The sequence below is a fragment of the Microcoleus sp. T3_A4 genome, assembly GCF_036700465.1.
Classification (GTDB): Bacteria; Cyanobacteriota; Cyanobacteriia; order Cyanobacteriales; family Microcoleaceae; genus Microcoleus.
The window spans coordinates 85,160-102,042 of the sequence record NZ_JAUBOY010000019.1; the positions used below are offsets into that span (position 1 = coordinate 85,160).

A 16,883-nucleotide genomic window follows, 5' to 3' on the forward strand; every position below is an offset into this window, starting at 1 on the left:
TATTATCCGTTATGGTGGCGCTCCGGCAACAGAAATTCGGTATTTAACTTATTATCCGCAACGCCTTTAAGTTCGGGTACAAATTCTGTTCCTTTGAGCCTCATGCCGAGTTCAAAGAGAATTTCTGCCATGTCGTCTCTAGAAACTTTAACATCTCTGAGCATGGAAAAGCGCCGATCGAGCTCTTCAAAAACCTGTGTTTTCAAAGTGCGGGTTTCTTCAGATAGTCGCTCTCTGGTTTGGGAGAGTTCGTCACGAAGCGAACTGGTTTGATTGTCTATCGCCTCGTCGAGGGCTTCCATGCTGCTGGAGAATTTGCGGTTAATGCGATCGACTTGCTGACGGATGTCTGCGCTTTCTTCTTGGGTGTTTGAGGTGAGCGATTTAACTTTCTTTTCTAACGAATCAACTGCCGCCTTCATTTCTGCGGACAGAACTGTTTTCACCTGTTCAATGCGAGTTTGCATATCTTGCTGCATCATCGACAAGTCGGAATCTATTTTATCGAAGCGATTGTCGTATTCTCTAAGCTGCGCTCCGAAAATTATATCCCGGATCTGGTCGATATTTCCCAGCCGTTCGCGCATTTCTTCTTTAGTTATTTCGGCCATGCTTGTACCTATAATTTCCGCAGATTGTGGGTTTAAGAAGTGTGCTAGTGATTTACGACAGTTGTTGGCGACACTAGCTTTTTTGAGTGGGCGGGCTTTTATTTTTTGAACTCTCACCCCTGCGTCGGGGATGGGATATTTTAGAGTTTTGACTCTAAATATCCTGAGATTCAAATTTTTGAGCCTGGTCTTGTCACCAAAAATGGCGGTTTGCTATCCTTGGCTTGCAGCAAGCTCATAGAAGCGTAGATTTTGCTGCTATAGAGCACAGCGGGGTAGGTTTTAATGTCTTGACTGACATCCTCAATGATATCGCATCTTGACAGTGCCTCCTACCACAGCGCTTGAGTCCCGGCCAAAAGCGGGCGGGCTTGCTCCACGTCGCATTATATATAATATATAACTCAAAAGCTGCACAGATCGCTCGCCGATCGACTCCGAGGGATGTTGCCTTTGAGCAGAAAGCACTTATACAGCCGAACTCGGCCCCTTTCTCCCCCTCGAAGCCTCTTCTCCTGCGATCGCCCTATAAAAATTCATAGGGCCCGATCGACAGCGACCAGACCCAATAATATGAGAACTTTGTTTTTTCTAACAAACGAGATGTGTTTCCGGTGGAGAACTTTTACTTACTAGGGTGTACAACTTGTGCAGCTTTACTGTTAATCCGCAACTACAACTAAGTCTGACTCGACTGCGGTTTGGCTTGACTGCTCGATCGGCAGTTCGCCACTATTCCAAGTTGTGTTCGGTTAATTTCTGCTGCGCCTGGGAATCTAGACCGGAGACACCATGTCTATATCCTCGAACTTTCTTTCTAAATATAGCGACCTCCTTTCTCTTCCTGTCCCGGTGTCTATTATTAAGTTAGCACGAGCTTTCCGAGGAGTAAAGCACAATTTGCAAAACTTGATAGGTCTTTACATTACTAAGTATAATGATATGAATATCCAAATAGATGTAAGTTAGCACTCACGCACTCCAAACAAAGAAACCGGGTTTTTTCACCGAGATTGAGGATTTTAAGCAAGTATTTTGGTTTAAAAACCCGGTTTCTGGACACCCGTGCAAAAGTCCTATAAATTCTATTGTTGCTACATCTTTACATACTTAACACTTCTTGTCATGTCTATTTCTCCTAAGTTTCTCAGTGGCAGCCAAATCCGCCAAACATTCCTCGACTTTTACGCCCAGCGGGGACATAAGATATTGCCGAGTGCTTCTTTGGTACCCGAAGATCCGACAGTGTTGCTGACGATCGCCGGAATGCTACAATTCAAGCCGATATTTCTCGGACAGCGCGCCGCCGAATCACCGCGCGCCACCACTTCTCAAAAGTGCATCCGCACCAACGACATCGAAAACGTCGGCCGCACCGCCCGCCACCACACGTTTTTTGAAATGTTGGGTAATTTCAGTTTCGGGGATTATTTCAAGAAACAGGCGATCGCCTGGGCGTGGGAACTTTCCACGGAAGTTTTCGGTTTACCAGCGTCTAATTTGGTTGTTAGTGTTTTCCGAGAAGATGACGAAGCTTTTGCGATTTGGCGCGATGAAATTGGCATTCCGGGCGATCGCATTCAACGCATGGGAGAAGATGACAATTTCTGGCAATCCGGCCCGACTGGCCCCTGCGGCCCGTGTTCAGAGATTTACTATGATTTCCACCCAGAGAGAGGCGACAATATTGACCTCGAAGATGATACCAGGTTTATTGAATTCTACAACCTGGTTTTCATGCAGTACAATAAAGATGCAGAGGGCAATTTAACACCGCTGCAAAATCAAAATATTGATACTGGCATGGGACTGGAACGGATGGCGCAAATCCTCCAGAAAGTCCCCAATAATTACGAAACAGATTTGATTTTTCCGATCGTTCAATCGGCGGCGGAACTTGCCGGGATTGATTACCACAATAGCGATGAAAAAGTCAAGGTTTCGCTGAAAGTAATTGGCGACCATATTCGGGCTGTGGTGCACATGATTGCGGACGAAATTCGCGCGTCGAATGTTGGTCGAGGTTACATTTTGCGCCGGTTGATTCGCCGGGTGGTGCGCCACGGGCGACTGATTGGAATTCAGGGCGAATTTACGGTGCGGGTGGCTGAAAGTGCGATCGCCCTTTCGGAAGCTGCTTATCCGAACGTGCGGCAGCGGGAAGCTCAAATTAAGGCGGAATTGGCAAGGGAAGAAGCGCAGTTTCTCAAGACTTTGGAACGCGGAGAGAAGCTGCTGGAGGAAATTGTCGATCGTACAAAACAGCAAGCAAACCAACAAATCAGCGGTCAAGATGCTTTCACTCTTTACGATACCTACGGTTTCCCTTTAGAACTGACTCAAGAAATTGCTGAGGAACAGGGAATTTCTGTGGATTTGGACGGATTTGAAGCGGCGATGAAGGAACAGCAAACTCGCGCTAAAGATGCTCGCCAAACAATCGATTTAACCGTGCAGGGTTCTTTGGATAAGTTGGCTGAAACAATCCAGGGAACTGAGTTTGTCGGTTATGCTGAATTGTCGAGTTTAGCTGAGGTGGAAGTTATCTTAGTTGACGGCAAATCTGTGGAAGAAGCAGCCGCCGGCACTGAGGTACAAGTTGTTTTGAACCAAACGCCGTTTTATGCTGAATCCGGCGGACAAATTGGAGATAAAGGTTATTTGAAAAGCGGAGATAATGGTGATGGTTTGTTAGTAAGAGTTGAGGATGTGAAGAAGGAATCGGATTTCTTCGTGCATTTCGGCTTGGTGGAACGGGGAACGCTGAGAGTGGGCGATAGTATTACTGCGAAGATTGACAATAGCGGTCGCCGCCGAATTCAGGCTAACCACACAGCAACTCACTTATTACAATCAGCTTTGCGGAAAATTGTGGATGATTCGATTTCGCAAGCTGGTTCGCTGGTATCGTCAGAAAGATTGCGGTTTGATTTCAATTCTCCGCGCGCTGTCACAGCAGAAGAGTTGCAGAAAATTGAGGATTTAATTAATAGTTGGATTGCTGAGGCGCACGCTGCGGTCGTTGCAGAAATGCCGATCGCCCTTGCGAGAGAAAAAGGCGCGACTGCCATGTTTGGCGAGAAGTACGGCGACGTGGTGCGGGTTATCGATTTTCCCGGCGTTTCGATGGAATTGTGCGGCGGAACTCACGTCAGCAATACGGCAGAAATCGGGCTGTTTAAGATTGTTTCCGAAGCGGGAGTAGCGGCGGGAACTCGCAGGATTGAAGCGGTTTCCGGTCAAGCTGTTTTGGACTATTTGAACGTGCGGGATAAGGTGGTGCGCGATTTGGGCGATCGATTTAAGGCGAAGCCTGAAGAATTGCCGAACCGGATTACTAATTTGCAGAATGAGTTGAAGGATACTCAGAAACATTTGGCTGCTGTGAAGTCGGAATTGGCGATCGCAAAATCCGACCAGTTGCTGAGTGCGGCGGAGGCGATCGGGGAGTTCAAAATCATTGTCGCCCAATTGGGAGATGTAGATACAGAAGCGCTGAAAACTGCGGCGGAAAGATTGCAGCAAAAGTTAGGAAATGCTGCGGTTGTTTTGGCATCAATTCCTGAACCGGACAAGGTAAGTTTGGTGGCTGCTTTTAGTCCAGAAGTCAATAAGAAAGGATTGCAAGCTGGCAAGTTTATCGGGGGAATTGCTCAAATTTGCGGCGGAAAAGGCGGCGGGCGACCTAATTTGGCGCAGGCTGGGGGACGCGATGCAAGTAAGTTGCATGAAGCGTTGGAAAGTGCTCGGAATTTGTTAGTTGAAGGGTTGGGGTAATCTGCGTTTTTTGTAGGGACACGGCATTGCCGTGTCCTGCTTCACTACTAAAGGTCAAATTCCCCTCAAAAAAGGGGAATTTAGAGGGTTCTAGACTCGGCTGTGAACGAAAGATACAAAGGTTTTTCAGCGTAAGTTGACACTAATGACCAGAGTCTACTCGCTTGTATCTCGTGATATTAGCTAAACCCGCCCCAGAAAAAGATTGAGCTTAATATTGAGGTACAGATGGGTCTACTTCTTCACTCCAAGCAGTAATCCCGCCCTTAACATTAATCCCCTCAATTCCAGCTTCCTTCAAAATCCCCAAAGCCTTCGCAGAACGCCCGCCCATTTTGCAGTGTGCAATCAAGCGATGGCCGTTCAACAATTCCTTGACCTTAGCGACACCTGCGCCGTGTTCAATATCCGGCAAAGGAACCAAAACCGACCCAGGAATTTGACAAATTTGATACTCATTGGGATTCCGAACATCCAACAATACAAAATCCTTCGCACCGCTGTCGATTAACTCCTTAAGTTCCGTGACAGTCATCTCAGGAATTTGCGTTTGCTGACTTGCTTCCTGCGCTTTTGATTGAGGAATGCCGCAGAATTCTTCGTAATCGATTAACTTTTCAATTACCGGGCGCACTGGATTAGGCCGCAGTTTCAATTGCCGGAAAGTCATATCTAAGGCATTGTAAAGCAACAATCTGCCGCTCAAAGTAGTGCCTTGACCCAAGATAATTTTGATAGCTTCCGTTGCTTGGATAGATCCGACAACTCCGCACAAAACGCCTAAAACGCCGCCTTCTGCACAAGAAGGAACCATCCCAGGAGGCGGGGGCTCTGGGTACAAATCGCGATAATTCGGGCCGCCTTCGTAGTTGAAAACTGTTGCTTGTCCTTCAAATCGGAAGATAGAACCGTAGACGTTGGGCTTGTTTAAAAGCACGCAAACGTCGTTCATCAAATAGCGAGTCGGGAAGTTGTCCGTACCGTCGATAATGATATCGTAAGGAGTGGCAATGTCGATCGCATTTTCCGAACTAACGCGAGTTTCGTACAAATCAACTTGGCAAAAAGGATTAATTTCTAAAATCCGATTTTTAGCCGACTCAATCTTCGGTTTCCCAACCCAAGAAGTGCCATGAATTACTTGCCGCTGCAAATTAGAATGGTCTACAACATCAAAGTCCACAATCCCAATGCGGCCAACACCGGCGGCTGCTAAATACAGCAGCAGCGGCGAACCGAGACCTCCCGTACCGATGCAGAGCACGCTGGCAGCTTTGAGACGCTTCTGCCCATCCAATCCAACTTCTGGCAGGATCAGGTGGCGAGAGTAGCGTTCGTATTCTTGTTTGTTGAGCTGGATCTCGTCCAGATTAGGATTTAGCATGATATTGTGTGTAGCGCAGATTTTGAATTATATCCTATCTGAATCTTTCGCATTTTTACGTGTTTGTTATTTTTACTAATTATTTCTTAATCTCGGTCGGTTCCACTGGGAGAATTTCCTCTGCTTGAAAGTTCCCCTCTCCGTCAAGACTCCAACTGCGGAGGTCTTCTGAACAGCCTTGTCGGACGGACACAATGATGTAAGAGTATTGGGCCCATGCCAATGTCCGATCGCACTCTGAGGGCACTGCGGGACAATCCGTATGGGAATGATATATACCGATAATATCCAGACTGCGATCGCGCCCGTGTTTCATCGCCCGCAACATATCTTCGGGCTTAATAGCATATCTGCGTCTTTCTGTCAATCCTTTTTGTTCAGGCCAATTCTCTTCAGCCTCAGAACTCCAAGCATTGTCAGTCGGCCAAACTTCTACCAAAGTTTTAACACCGCCAGTAACTCGACCGAGCAACAAACCGCAGCATTCTTCAGGATAAGCGCTTTCGGCGTGGGTACGCATGGATAAAATATGAGAGTCGGAAAGTGCGATCGGCTGCATAGGATTTTATTGTAGTTTTTTTTGTAAAGTGCGATTCCCTGCGGGATAGCTACGCTTCACGGGCTTTTTTTACGAACCGCGAAGACGCGTTAGGCGAAGCCGCGCGTAAGCGCTAGGCGAAGCCGCGCGTAAGCGCTAGGACACTTTCGGCGAAGCCGTTCCCGTTCCCCGCAGGGGTTCCCGAAGGGTAGGGTAGCAAGACAAGAAAAGCGAAGAGAAAGAATTCAAAAAAGTAACATAATTAATTACCTGGACTTAGATATCTAAACGTTAGATTTTTCCAATATTTCTCACTCTTCTTCTCTGTGTCCTCTGCGCCCTCTGCGGTTCATAAAAAAATTTAGGGTGCGCCGCAGCGCACCTTACGGATGAAGTTAATTAATGCAATCAAGTCGGAGTTTGCTGCAACTCAGGGCGTTCATCTGGAACGATCGCACCTTCGACAGGACACACCTGCAAACAAATACCGCAGTCAATACAGGTATCAAAATCAATCCAAAACCAATCAGTCCCCTTGACATTTTTGCCGGGGCCGGGGTGAATGCAAGCAACCGGACAAGCGCCGACACAATCAGCAATTCCCTCGCAAATATTCGTAACAATAGTGTGTGCCATAGTGTTCTCTCAAAAGATTTTAGGTAGATAGGGAATTAGCAATTAGCAATTGGCAAAACCTTCTCTCAATCAGCAGGATACATAATATCATATCGGGTGATTTTTAACCAATTACCAACTACTAATTACCAATTACCAATTAGGCTAATTTACCGTTTCAATTGTTGGCAATCCTTCGGCATTTACCCAAGCAATTTGAGCAATTCGTCGATCGCGCGCGTATTCCCGCGCCGACTCTGCTGTCTCCCGACTCTCTAAATCTATTTCCACCCGAACTAGGTGAGTAGACTCTCGGAGTTTGCGAGCGTAAGCAAACGCGGCGGCACTAGCTTCAGGAGTTTGAGCCACAACCAACCAGTCGCTAGCTGGCGTCTGGGTGGGCAATTGCCCTTCTGTCAGCAACACTTGGTGCAAATCTTCAATATTCAGACAAAACCCGATGCCGGGGGAATTTTGCCCTTGGGGATCGAACAGTCCCAACAGTTGGTCGTAGCGTCCCCCTTGTCCTAAAACTCGCTGTCCTGTCTTGCTGCTGCTGACAACTTCAAACACAATTCCAGTGTAGTAGTCAAATGTTTGAATTAAACTCAAATCGAGGTGAATGTGAGATTTGAGATTGGGAATTTTTGACTGATATTGGTGCAGCAATTCGATCGCAGATTTGAGATTATTTAACGCGGCTTGCTGCGGCAAATCTAAATCCAGCTTGGCAACAATTGGCAACACTTCTTCTGGGCGACCGCGCAAGTCAAATAACAGCAGAGCTCTTTCTCGCAATTCCGTTGACAGCGGCAAAGTTTCCAAGGCAATTCGATCGAGATTGGCGATCGCCCCCCGAACTTTTTGGCGCACGTTTGGGGGAAACGGTTCCAGCAATCTTGCAGTCAAGCCCGCTTCTCCCAAAACCAAATGCCAGTCATCAATTTCCAAGCTCTGCAAGCACTCAGACAGCAGCAGCAGCACTTCCGCATCCGCAACCGTCCCCCCCGCGCCGAGCAGCTCTACGCCAGCTTGATAGAACTCCTGTTGCCCGCCTGAGCCAGTATCTGGGCCTTTGCGGAACACGTTGGCGTTGTAGTAGAGGCGCTGAGGCTGCCAGCGAGTCCCGGCCATCCGCATTGCAGCCGCGCGGGCGATAGATGCTGTCAATTCCGGCCGCAAACCCAGTTCTCCATCCTCGGCGTCTTGCAATTGAATTAAGGTCGATCGGTCGATCGCGCCCCCAGCCATCAATGTCTCCAGCCTTTCTAGAGTAGAGGTAATAATCCGGTGATAGCCCCAGCGGTGAAAAACCTGCTGTAAGCGCCGTTCGATCGAAATTTTTTGAGCAACGTCAAGGGGCAATAAATCTCTTGCACCGGATGGGGGTTGGTGAACCATATCAATTTTAGATTTTAGACTTTAGATTTTAGATTGGGCTTAGAAGCTTAGCTTTATGGACGGTGTTAAAGTCTAACGAGGCAAGCTTAACATTTGACTTTAACAAATTAAGGTGTCATATCAATTTTAGATTTTAGATTTTAGATTGGGCTTAGAAGCTTAGCTTTAGGGGAGGCTGTTAAAGTCGAATCAGGCAAGCTTAACCTTCGACTTTAACAAATTAAGGCGTGATAGCGTTTTGGTTTGCATGGGAATAATCATTTTTCCCGTAAGTGCAAGCGTCCCGCTCTTTCTGGAGCAGCCGCGATCGCGGGACGATCGCACTGACGGTATAATTCCGATTGTGATCCGATGTGATATCACCAACTATTGATGCTTTTGAGCGAGATCACTTCACTGCTGAGCAGTTTACCAATTTCTAAATATTCCTGACTCACAACTCACAACTTCTCACTTCTTCTTCCCGCCAAACAAACTTGCAAAAAACCCTGGTTTCTCGTCACCTTTTTTGGCTTTTGCGGAAGCTTGTTCCAGCTTTTTCTTAACTTCCAAAGCCGTCGGTTCTTCAGGATTTGATGCCAAAGCTTTGTTCATCTCAAGTTTTGCCATTGTGGCTTGATTTTGTTCAAGGTAGCACATTGCTAACATAGCGTGAGCCTTGCTGTGTTTCGGGGCGCCCTTCAGGGCTTCCCTCAACTCCAAACTTGCTTTAGCGTAATTTTTGCTGTCCATAAATCCTTGAGCTCGGCGGCAATAGGCTTCGATCCGCGGGTCGTCTTTGGGCGGAGTTGGGGTTGGAGTTGGGGTTGGGGTTGGGGTTGGGGGTGGGGTTGGGGGTGGGGTTGCATCTTTTATGGGTGAAGCGGGTGCAACCCCAACACCACCAAGGCGCTCTTTTCGCAGCAAATAAACCATGTTAAGTTCGCTAATTTGATCGATCGCCTCTTGCGTTTCCTTAACTGATTCATACTGCTTGAGAGCGAGTTTGCTAACTGCTGTTTTGTAAGCTTCTTCCCAATCTTTAGCGGTAGCTAACTGTTTGGCTGCTGCGCTTTCAATTTGCATTTTCGCCTGTTCTTTAACGACGCGCTTGGCGATGGCTGCTAATAGCAGGCTGTATTCTTTGCGATCGCTTTCCTTAGAGAATTTGTTGTAAGCCGGATTGACTACTTTTGACAAAAATTGGTTAGCCCAATCTTTATCGGCTTGGCTTTCAAAAGAGCAAGTATCCGAATGCAACCGGCGGGCGATTTTCATGTAGCGCTTGCGGATGTCGTTAAACTCGGCGTCTAAGGGAATTCCCAAAATTGCGTGCTGATCTGTAAAGTCGTACTTGAACAGCCCTTTTGTCATTTCAAAAGACATAACTTTTACTCTTCCTTTCCTGGCTTTTCACTATTCTTTAATGTAGCTTGAGTCAAGGGGTTCTGACCCCCGTACTACCCCCGATCTATTGCTGGGGGGCGCTACTTCCAAGAAGATAAGGGAGGAACGGCTAGCAATGCGCTGCTGAGTTCGGCGTGTATTTTACCGTTTGTGGCCAAAATCCGACCGGAGTTCATCTCAAAGGCACTGCCGTCATAAGCTGTAACTTGACCTCCGGCTTCGGAGACGATGAGTACGCCTGCTGCTACGTCCCAAGGGGCGAGTCCCCGTTCCCAGTATCCGTCCGATCGCCCCATCGCCAGGTGTGCGAGGTCTAGGGATGCGGAACCGCTGCGCCGCACGCCTTGGGTGAGGTGGGTAAGGTGACAGAATTCGGCATAGTTATTGTCTGCTGTTTCCCGCCGATCGTATGCAAAGCCAGTGACTAGCAAGCTGGTTCTCAATTCTGAGATTTGGGAAACTTCGATCGGCAAACGGTTGCAGGTTGCTCCCAATCCTTTGCCTGCCCGAAACAATTCGTTATGAAAAGGGTCGTAAATTACTCCAATTTGTGGTATCCCGTCGATTAAAAGTCCGATCGACACGGCCCAAAAAGGATATTGGTGAGCATAATTGGTTGTGCCGTCCAAAGGGTCGATCGCCCACAGGTATTTGCTGCTGGCATCCCCTAATTTGCCGGATTCTTCGGCGAGGATGGCGTGGTGGGGTACGTGGCGGCCGAGAATTTCTAAAATGACGGCTTCTGAGGCTTTGTCGGCTTCTGTGACTAAATCGCCCGATCGCCCTTTTTCTTGAATTTTTTCTAATTTTCCGCAGAAAGATTTCAGGACGGAACCGGCGGCTAGGGCTGCTTCGGTGGCTATTTCTAAGAAGTTTTGCAGTTGATTGTCAGTCATTGGGAATTGGGAATTGGGAATTGGGAATTGGGAATTGGGAATTGGGAATTGGGAATTGGGAATTGGGAATTGAGAATTGCTTCCAATGACAACTGCCACCTGTCAACTGTCAACTGCCAACTGCCAACTGTCAACTGTCAACTGTCAACTGCCAACTGTCAACTGTCAACTGTCAACTGACTATTTCCGATTTTGCTGGCGAAATTCTGCGGGAGTTTGGCGCAATGCTCGTTCTGGATTCCACAGGCCTTTACCCATGAGTCTCGCCCATTCTTGAGCGTTGATGAGTCGCTGCTGGTATTTGGTGTTGGGCGATCGCACCGAGGCCAGGGCATAACCTTCTTTGATTAGCTGTTCGTTGAGCAAATTTTTATCTTGCCACAAGTAGGCTAGTTTGCGATCGAACTGGTCTTTTTGTTCGATGTCGGATTCTAACAATACCTGTTTTCCCCTAGTTAGCTGTTCTAGTCTTTGTTTGGCTGCTTCTCCCCAAGGCTGCTGTTTTAAATCCGGCGCATCAATACCAATCAGCCTGATTTGTTCTAATAAGGCTATTTTGTCGGCTGTACTGATAACTTCGATTGTTTGGCCGCTGATGGCCCTTTCTACTTTGGCGATCGTACCTTGGGGCATTTCTGGTTTTTGGCAACTAGCTAACAACAGACAAAGGGCGATCGCACATAATCGATAAAGCATGGATAATTGGTATTTTATAATTTATCAAGTTGCTCACTCTTCATCCAACGGCAAACCGGCTTTAACTTTACCTTTGCCGAAGTAACGACCGAATTGCAATTCGTACACTTCGTCTTCGTCTTGCGTCTCTACCTCGATGTTGGAACGGGGATAGCTGACGCACAGCAGGGCATAACCTTCTTTTTGTAGTTCCACAGACAGCCCCATTGCTTCTGGCTGGTGCAGTTCCCCCGAATTGACGCGCACCGCACAGGCGGTACAAGCGCCGTTGCGGCAGGAAAAGGGCAATTCTACTCCTTGGTTTTCGGCGCTTTGGAGGATGTAGCGGTCTTCGGGTACTCGCACGGTGTGGCGATCGCCTGTCTGTCTGTTATGAATTTTAATTGTGTAAGAGTTAGTCATGGAATTTTAGATTTTAGATTTTAGATTTTAGATTGGCGCTGGCGGGGCAAAATCCTTGAAATGAATGGGTTTGCGACCCAGGGAGGAGAACCCAAGCCTGCCCGTTTCACACCCTACCCATATTAAACCGCAAATTTATGTCGTTACCCCTTCCCAAATCAGATTTGTTCTGCTAATATAGTTTAGCTGTGGCTAAATGAATGAATTTAGCCCTGGAGAGGTGGCCGAGCGGTTGAAGGCGCACGCCTGGAAAGTGTGTTTAGGGCAACTTAACGAGGGTTCGAATCCCTCCCTCTCCGTTAAACAAGCTGTTTAGGCAAAAAAAACAGCTTGCAAAAAAAATCTCTGATATGAGATAAATACTTTGATTAGAGCGAGATCCCTTGATTTTTTTAGAAAAATCAAGGGATCTCGCTTTTATATTTTTGAGTGTAAATTACGGGCGATCGCCCCGAGAATAAACGCCCAGATATAATGCCAATACTAGAAAACCATAGTGACCTACACCAATCGCCACCGTTTGCAGCAAAGCGTCGCTTTCTGCTGGATCAATTGCTGTTTGAATATCAGTGGCGTAATTTTAGATTTTAAATTTTAGATTTTAGATACAGGTAATTTATATCGAACTTAGCATCAGCGAGATTTGCCCCTCTGAACGAAGTACCCTCAGCATTTCCAATCTCTCGAACAATCGCCGAGAAAGACACAAACGCAAACCAAAGATACAGCAGCGACAGCAAACCGAAACACATACCCCAAAACAGTTTGTGAGTGCTCAGAAAAGCGCTCGCCGTTGCACTGAACAAAAAAGCCGCTGCGTAAGTCGCCACACTTCCAGCCGATGCGATCGCCACCTGTGCAAATTGGCCGCGAATCCGGGAACTCACAAAAAACATTAACACCCCGCCGATCGACATTCCAGCAAGAGCAGCCTGGGAATTATTATTAGTTGCAGTGCCAGCATAGAAAAATCCCAACAAAGCTCCTGATAGAATAGCAGAAATTGTTCGTGCCAATCTACCCGCTTTTGAGGTTTTTGGCTGTTTGCTGGCGATCGCCGAAGCGAAACCAGCAGCGCTCAAAACCCCGTACAGCAACAGAACAAAAGGCCAACTGGGAGAGTCCGGTAGTTGTCCTTGGGCTCCCAGAATCATTCGAGTCAGAACATCGCCCACAACCAAACAAATCGCGATCGCCCCAGCACTCAAAACAGCTATCTGTCGCCGAGAAAGCCCGATTTTCGCACCGATAAAATTCGCACCCGCTAACTGAGCATTTCTAAAATTGCAGCCTCTAACATCCGCGCCGCTAAAATCAGCACCGTTAAGAACTTGTCCTTGGAACGATCGATTTCGTAAAATTTGATTGCTAAAATTATGGGAATCCGAATACTTCATATTAGTATAGGATGCTGGAAAATATATAAATTTGTTAGTGTTTCCGTCCCCAATCTAAAATCTAAAATGGTATGACTTATCGGCCCACTATCAAACAAATTTGGCATATTCTCGGTCTCGGAATATTGCTCGCACCAATACTACTCTACAACATTCCCTACTTTTTGCGTCCCCAACAAACCAACGAAGCCCGATCGCTCTTTCAAGGAATAGCCTACCGCAGGGAATTTCGGACTAATCCGCGTCCCACCCTCATTCACATTGTTAGCATCGACCTAAAAGCGCCGGGAATAGGAATTTTTGTCACTCCCGGAAACCCAACAGCCGATTTAACAGAAACCAATGCCCGCACTGCTACTGAATTCCTGAAAGAATTTAAATTGCAATTAGCAGTTAACGGCAATTTTTTTTATCCCTGCATCGAGGAAGCACCTTGGGATTACTATCCCCGCAGTGGCGATCGAGTAAATAATGTCGGACACGCCCTTGCCAAAAGCCAAGCTTATTCTCAACCACATTCAGGCTTCCCCGCCCTTTGTTTTGATGCCAAAAACCGCGCTCAAATAATCGAAAACGGCACTTGTCCTTCGGGAACAGCCTATGGAGTTGCCGGAGATACTTTGCTGGTGAAAAATGGTCAACCCGTAGCACAAAGTCAGGAAGAACGCAAACAGGATAAACCCTATCCCCGTGCCGTTGCGGCGATTGACAAAACAGGCGACAAGTTGTGGTTAATTCTGGCAGACGGCAAGCAGAGGCTTTACAGTGAAGGGCTGAAATTGAGCGAAATAACTGATATTTCGATGCAGTTGGGAGCCGAGACAGTGCTAAATTTAGATGGCGGCGGGTCGGTAACTTTTGCAGTAGCATCGCCGTCAGGAGCGAAACTGTTGAATGCTCCGATTCAGAATAAAATTCCCATGCAGGAACGTCCAATTTCCAATCATTTGGGATTTTACGCGCGAGATAATAATGATGCCTCCACATACTCAAATAAATAGGGTACTGATTGCCTTCATTACTCATACAAAAGTTCGCTTAAATACCCACAAAATTTCTTATTCAGCAGTGAAGTTTTTTTTAATCTGCCCAAAATCCGGGAATAATTGCTAAAATTGTAAAGAAACGTAACAAAAATATATAATTGGCTTATGAAAATTAGCGAAATCCAAGCAGCGCTGCAAAGTTCGGATTCTCAAGAGAGGCTGCGGGGGGTAACGGCTCTGAGAAACTGCGATTCTGCGGTGGCGCTACCGATGTTGCTGAGCAAAGTGGACGATCGCGAGTTTATGGTGCGATCGTTCGTGGCGATGGGATTGCGGCAGATTCAAACTGCGGAAGCTTTTGCGGCGCTGTTAAAAATGATGCAGTTCGATCGCGATCCGAACGTGCGCGCCGAAGCCGCTAACTCTTTGTCAAGGTTCGGAACCGAGGCAATTTCTCATTTAGTGGAAGCTTTTCGTCGCGATGATAATTGGCTCGTCCGCCGCAGCATTATGGCTCCTCTGTATGAAATGCAGTGTCCTGATGCAGTATTTGAAATTTGTGCGATCGGTCTTGGCGGCGAAGATGTACCAGTTCAGGAAGCAGCAATTGACGGATTTGGTCTGCTGGCAAATACCCAGAAGCAAGAAGAGGCATTGCAGCAATTATTACCTCTAGTAAGTTCGGATTACTGGGGAATTCGGCTGCGAGTTGCTCGCGCGCTGAGCAGATTTGACAATCCTCAAGCTCGCGCTGCTGTGAGCTATTTGGCAAAAGATCGAGATCATCGGGTTGCAGGTGCGACTTTGGAAGCTTCGCTTTAAAAACAGTCAATATAAATAGTTATACAACCTTATGAAAGGGAGTTCCGGCCCCTTCTGTCAAAAGTCAATATTATTGTGGAACGGGCTGGAGAACCCGTTGCTAAATTAACTTTTTCTTTTCGCCATTTTTCTACTGTTTTTTTAACGGCTTCTATTTCCTGAAAACCTACCAGAATCACAGCCGTTTCAAATTCTACGCCCAAAGCTGTGCTGACTTCGAGGATTTCCACAAAAATAGCGCATTGATAATCTGTGTCTTCATATTGCTTAAATCGCTCAGCATTAATTCCTAATATCGGGGCTAGTTTTTGTTTGCTAATTTTTGCGGCTATGCAAGCTTTAATTAAAGTACCTGGCAACTTATTGAAAGTATGAACTTTGAGCGGAATTTGCTGGGGTTTCACTGAACAAGTCGCTCATATTCAGCAACTTCTGACTTTAGCTCGTCTACTTGATTCGGATCTGAATCTCTATGAAACTGCCATCGCACAGGTTCGTCTTTCAAACTCTCATTACTATCCAATTCAGCTACAGACTGCTAAAATCGCAGCAACCAATCTAAGGTGTGCTGATATTGTTGCTCATTTTTGATCGTCATGGTTTCCATCTTGGTAAATTTACAGCAATAATTCCTGTACGTGTATTTGTTTTTATATCAAATTGAAAGAAGTCTATCTAGGATGTCCCCGAATCATTAGCTGGATAGTTGGCTGGAAAAATTTCACCTCTCTACTTGTTTTTCTGTTCGGCACGCCGCAGTCTAAAATTATATAAAGTAGGAGCAATAGATTTCAGGTAATCTCTATCAACCGTTTTTTGGCGCGGGTTTTGTAACGCTGCCGGGTGGCCATTTAATTGCTCTGGATATGCAGCCTCTGTTTGGCGGCGATGCTGACTACCAAGCTAAGTGTACTGGGCCGATCGAACAAATTTTTCAAGCTCATCAACCGCACCTTCCCTGGAGTGGCGACTTTCCAGAGGAAGCTAAGCAGTTTTTCTCGTTGGCGTTTCTGTGGGATCGCCCCAAGGAAACGGAAATTGTGGCAATTCCGGTTTTTGGAGGGTTCAAAGACTATCTGGCGGCTTATTTCGATTTGGCCGATCGCGCCGAACAGATGACATGGGGCGCAAACTTAGATAGTATCTAACAAGCTCAACTGTGCTATCTGCGCTATCGTGCCGAAAAAACCCCGGGTCAGGGAATGTTTAAGCGGTTCTACGGCGAGGAATGGACCGAAGAGTATATTCACGGATTTTTGTTCAATTGGGAACAGAAGCTGGCACAATTGGTAAGTAACAAGAATTAATTTTAATAGAAGCTTCAGCCACTACACTAATAAGTGTAGGTTGGCATGAGGAAAATGCCAATGGTCAAAAAAAATCGCAATGTAGTTAGTTCCAATTCAGAAAGTAAAGTCAAAGTCGGACTTTCGCTGACTTCTTCAAGTGCCGATCGATTAAACGTGATCGCTCGCAAGCTCGGAATATCAAGGTCGGAGCTCCTAGAACGCTTGGCACAAGGCGCTCTGGATATTTCTAAGGACAAGACGGAAGTTACTGTCACTTGGAAAAAAGGTGAAGAAACGGAGGTAGAGGCAGCCCACTTGCAAGGGGAAACAGCCGAAGAAACCGAAATTAATGAGGCTGTAACGGCAGAAACTCTATCGGACTCGGTGAGTGTAAAGCCAAATCCGCTGCAAGAAAGTTACGAAAGTTTACAGCAGCAGTTGAGTGAACGCGAAAGTTCGATCGCTTCTTTACAGCAGCAATTGGCTACCGAAAAGCAAAATCTCGAAAGCCAATTAGCCGAAACAGTAGCGAAGTCGAGTTACGAAAGTTTACAGCAGCAGTTGAGTGAACGCGAAAGTTCGATCGCTTCTTTGCAGCAGCAATTCGCTACCGAAAAGCAAAATCTCGAAAGCCAATTAGCCGAAACAGTAGCGAAGTCGAGTTACGAAAGTTTACAGCAGCA

General features: G+C 46.7%; 16 protein-coding genes, 1 tRNA gene and 1 pseudogene. 7 read left to right on the plus strand and 11 right to left on the minus strand.

Going from position 1 to position 16,883, the window contains the following annotated elements; translation table 11 throughout:
• Positions 1 to 2: 2 nt before the first annotated feature.
• Positions 3 to 611: a hypothetical protein gene (locus tag QUA07_RS12700; RefSeq protein WP_333325589.1), complete on the minus strand. Its 609-nt coding sequence runs from the start codon at positions 609 to 611 to the stop codon at positions 3 to 5.
• Positions 612 to 1,736: 1,125 nt separating this feature from the next.
• Between QUA07_RS12700 and alaS the strand changes: the two genes are divergently transcribed.
• A complete protein-coding gene (alaS, locus tag QUA07_RS12705) occupies positions 1,737 to 4,388 on the plus strand; it encodes an alanine--tRNA ligase (protein ID WP_333325592.1) in 2,652 nt (883 codons plus the stop codon).
• A gap of 211 nt (positions 4,389 to 4,599) precedes the next feature.
• Here alaS and moeB read toward each other — a convergent pair whose 3' ends face one another.
• The 6 genes from moeB to QUA07_RS12735 form a co-directional block, all read right to left on the minus strand.
• Positions 4,600 to 5,772: a molybdopterin-synthase adenylyltransferase MoeB gene (gene moeB / locus QUA07_RS12710; protein ID WP_333325595.1), complete on the minus strand. Its 1,173-nt coding sequence runs from the start codon at positions 5,770 to 5,772 to the stop codon at positions 4,600 to 4,602.
• A gap of 79 nt (positions 5,773 to 5,851) precedes the next feature.
• Positions 5,852 to 6,331: a M67 family metallopeptidase gene (locus QUA07_RS12715; RefSeq protein ID WP_333325596.1), complete on the minus strand. Its 480-nt coding sequence runs from the start codon at positions 6,329 to 6,331 to the stop codon at positions 5,852 to 5,854.
• Positions 6,332 to 6,718: 387 nt separating this feature from the next.
• Positions 6,719 to 6,946: a ferredoxin family protein gene (locus QUA07_RS12720; RefSeq protein WP_333054336.1), complete on the minus strand. Its 228-nt coding sequence runs from the start codon at positions 6,944 to 6,946 to the stop codon at positions 6,719 to 6,721.
• Positions 6,947 to 7,090: 144 nt separating this feature from the next.
• Positions 7,091 to 8,326, minus strand: a complete 1,236-nt coding sequence (locus tag QUA07_RS12725; RefSeq protein WP_333325599.1) for an ATP phosphoribosyltransferase regulatory subunit — start codon at positions 8,324 to 8,326, stop codon at positions 7,091 to 7,093.
• 450 nt (positions 8,327 to 8,776) lie between these two features.
• Positions 8,777 to 9,691, minus strand: a complete 915-nt coding sequence (locus QUA07_RS12730) for a tetratricopeptide repeat protein (RefSeq protein WP_333325602.1) — start codon at positions 9,689 to 9,691, stop codon at positions 8,777 to 8,779.
• Between the two features lie 101 nt (positions 9,692 to 9,792).
• Positions 9,793 to 10,608: an inositol monophosphatase family protein gene (locus tag QUA07_RS12735; RefSeq protein ID WP_333325605.1), complete on the minus strand. Its 816-nt coding sequence runs from the start codon at positions 10,606 to 10,608 to the stop codon at positions 9,793 to 9,795.
• Here QUA07_RS12735 and QUA07_RS12740 point away from each other — a divergent pair.
• Entirely contained in the window at positions 10,594 to 10,788 is a 195-nt protein-coding gene (locus QUA07_RS12740; RefSeq protein ID WP_333325608.1) for a hypothetical protein, read from the plus strand. The genes QUA07_RS12735 and QUA07_RS12740 overlap by 15 nt on opposite strands.
• On the opposite strand, the gene QUA07_RS12745 is transcribed toward QUA07_RS12740, so the two are convergent.
• Positions 10,789 to 11,304 (minus strand): thermonuclease family protein, encoded by a 516-nt coding sequence (locus QUA07_RS12745; RefSeq protein WP_333325611.1) that lies wholly within the window; start codon positions 11,302 to 11,304, stop codon positions 10,789 to 10,791.
• Positions 11,305 to 11,337: 33 nt separating this feature from the next.
• Positions 11,338 to 11,706, minus strand: a complete 369-nt coding sequence (locus tag QUA07_RS12750) for a 2Fe-2S iron-sulfur cluster-binding protein (protein ID WP_333040827.1) — start codon at positions 11,704 to 11,706, stop codon at positions 11,338 to 11,340.
• A 214-nt stretch (positions 11,707 to 11,920) separates the two neighbouring features.
• Between QUA07_RS12750 and QUA07_RS12755 the strand changes: the two genes are divergently transcribed.
• Positions 11,921 to 12,005, plus strand: a tRNA-Ser gene (locus tag QUA07_RS12755).
• Positions 12,006 to 12,293: 288 nt separating this feature from the next.
• On the opposite strand, the gene QUA07_RS12760 is transcribed toward QUA07_RS12755, so the two are convergent.
• A complete protein-coding gene (locus QUA07_RS12760; protein WP_333325613.1) occupies positions 12,294 to 13,103 on the minus strand; it encodes a pentapeptide repeat-containing protein in 810 nt (269 codons plus the stop codon).
• Between the two features lie 71 nt (positions 13,104 to 13,174).
• Here QUA07_RS12760 and QUA07_RS12765 point away from each other — a divergent pair, with 71 nt between their 5' ends.
• Positions 13,175 to 14,104: a phosphodiester glycosidase family protein gene (locus QUA07_RS12765; protein WP_333325616.1), complete on the plus strand. Its 930-nt coding sequence runs from the start codon at positions 13,175 to 13,177 to the stop codon at positions 14,102 to 14,104.
• 150 nt (positions 14,105 to 14,254) lie between these two features.
• Positions 14,255 to 14,911 (plus strand): HEAT repeat domain-containing protein, encoded by a 657-nt coding sequence (locus tag QUA07_RS12770; RefSeq protein WP_333325618.1) that lies wholly within the window; start codon positions 14,255 to 14,257, stop codon positions 14,909 to 14,911.
• A 29-nt stretch (positions 14,912 to 14,940) separates the two neighbouring features.
• Here the strand turns inward: QUA07_RS12770 and QUA07_RS12775 are convergent, their stop codons facing one another.
• Positions 14,941 to 15,315 (minus strand): hypothetical protein, encoded by a 375-nt coding sequence (locus tag QUA07_RS12775; protein ID WP_333325622.1) that lies wholly within the window; start codon positions 15,313 to 15,315, stop codon positions 14,941 to 14,943.
• Between the two features lie 384 nt (positions 15,316 to 15,699).
• Between QUA07_RS12775 and QUA07_RS12780 the strand changes: the two are divergent.
• Positions 15,700 to 16,218: pseudogene (locus tag QUA07_RS12780) on the plus strand (hypothetical protein).
• 60 nt (positions 16,219 to 16,278) lie between these two features.
• Positions 16,279 to 16,883 (plus strand): ribbon-helix-helix protein, CopG family (locus QUA07_RS12785; protein WP_333325625.1); only part of this gene is annotated, 605 nt, incomplete at its 3' end.

Excerpts from the sequence above, each read along its gene's own strand:
- QUA07_RS12700 (WP_333325589.1), bottom strand. The coding sequence starts at position 611 with ATGGCCGAAATAACTAAAGAAGAAATGCGCGAACGGCTGGGAAATATC.
- alaS (WP_333325592.1), top strand. The coding sequence starts at position 1,737 with ATGTCTATTTCTCCTAAGTTTCTCAGTGGCAGCCAAATCCGCCAAACA.
- moeB (WP_333325595.1), bottom strand. The coding sequence starts at position 5,772 with ATGCTAAATCCTAATCTGGACGAGATCCAGCTCAACAAACAAGAATAC.
- QUA07_RS12715 (WP_333325596.1), bottom strand. The coding sequence starts at position 6,331 with ATGCAGCCGATCGCACTTTCCGACTCTCATATTTTATCCATGCGTACC.
- QUA07_RS12720 (WP_333054336.1), bottom strand. The coding sequence starts at position 6,946 with ATGGCACACACTATTGTTACGAATATTTGCGAGGGAATTGCTGATTGT.
- QUA07_RS12725 (WP_333325599.1), bottom strand. The coding sequence starts at position 8,326 with ATGGTTCACCAACCCCCATCCGGTGCAAGAGATTTATTGCCCCTTGAC.
- QUA07_RS12730 (WP_333325602.1), bottom strand. The coding sequence starts at position 9,691 with ATGTCTTTTGAAATGACAAAAGGGCTGTTCAAGTACGACTTTACAGAT.
- QUA07_RS12735 (WP_333325605.1), bottom strand. The coding sequence starts at position 10,608 with ATGACTGACAATCAACTGCAAAACTTCTTAGAAATAGCCACCGAAGCA.
- QUA07_RS12745 (WP_333325611.1), bottom strand. The coding sequence starts at position 11,304 with ATGCTTTATCGATTATGTGCGATCGCCCTTTGTCTGTTGTTAGCTAGT.
- QUA07_RS12750 (WP_333040827.1), bottom strand. The coding sequence starts at position 11,706 with ATGACTAACTCTTACACAATTAAAATTCATAACAGACAGACAGGCGAT.
- QUA07_RS12760 (WP_333325613.1), bottom strand. The coding sequence starts at position 13,103 with ATGAAGTATTCGGATTCCCATAATTTTAGCAATCAAATTTTACGAAAT.
- QUA07_RS12765 (WP_333325616.1), top strand. The coding sequence starts at position 13,175 with ATGACTTATCGGCCCACTATCAAACAAATTTGGCATATTCTCGGTCTC.
- QUA07_RS12770 (WP_333325618.1), top strand. The coding sequence starts at position 14,255 with ATGAAAATTAGCGAAATCCAAGCAGCGCTGCAAAGTTCGGATTCTCAA.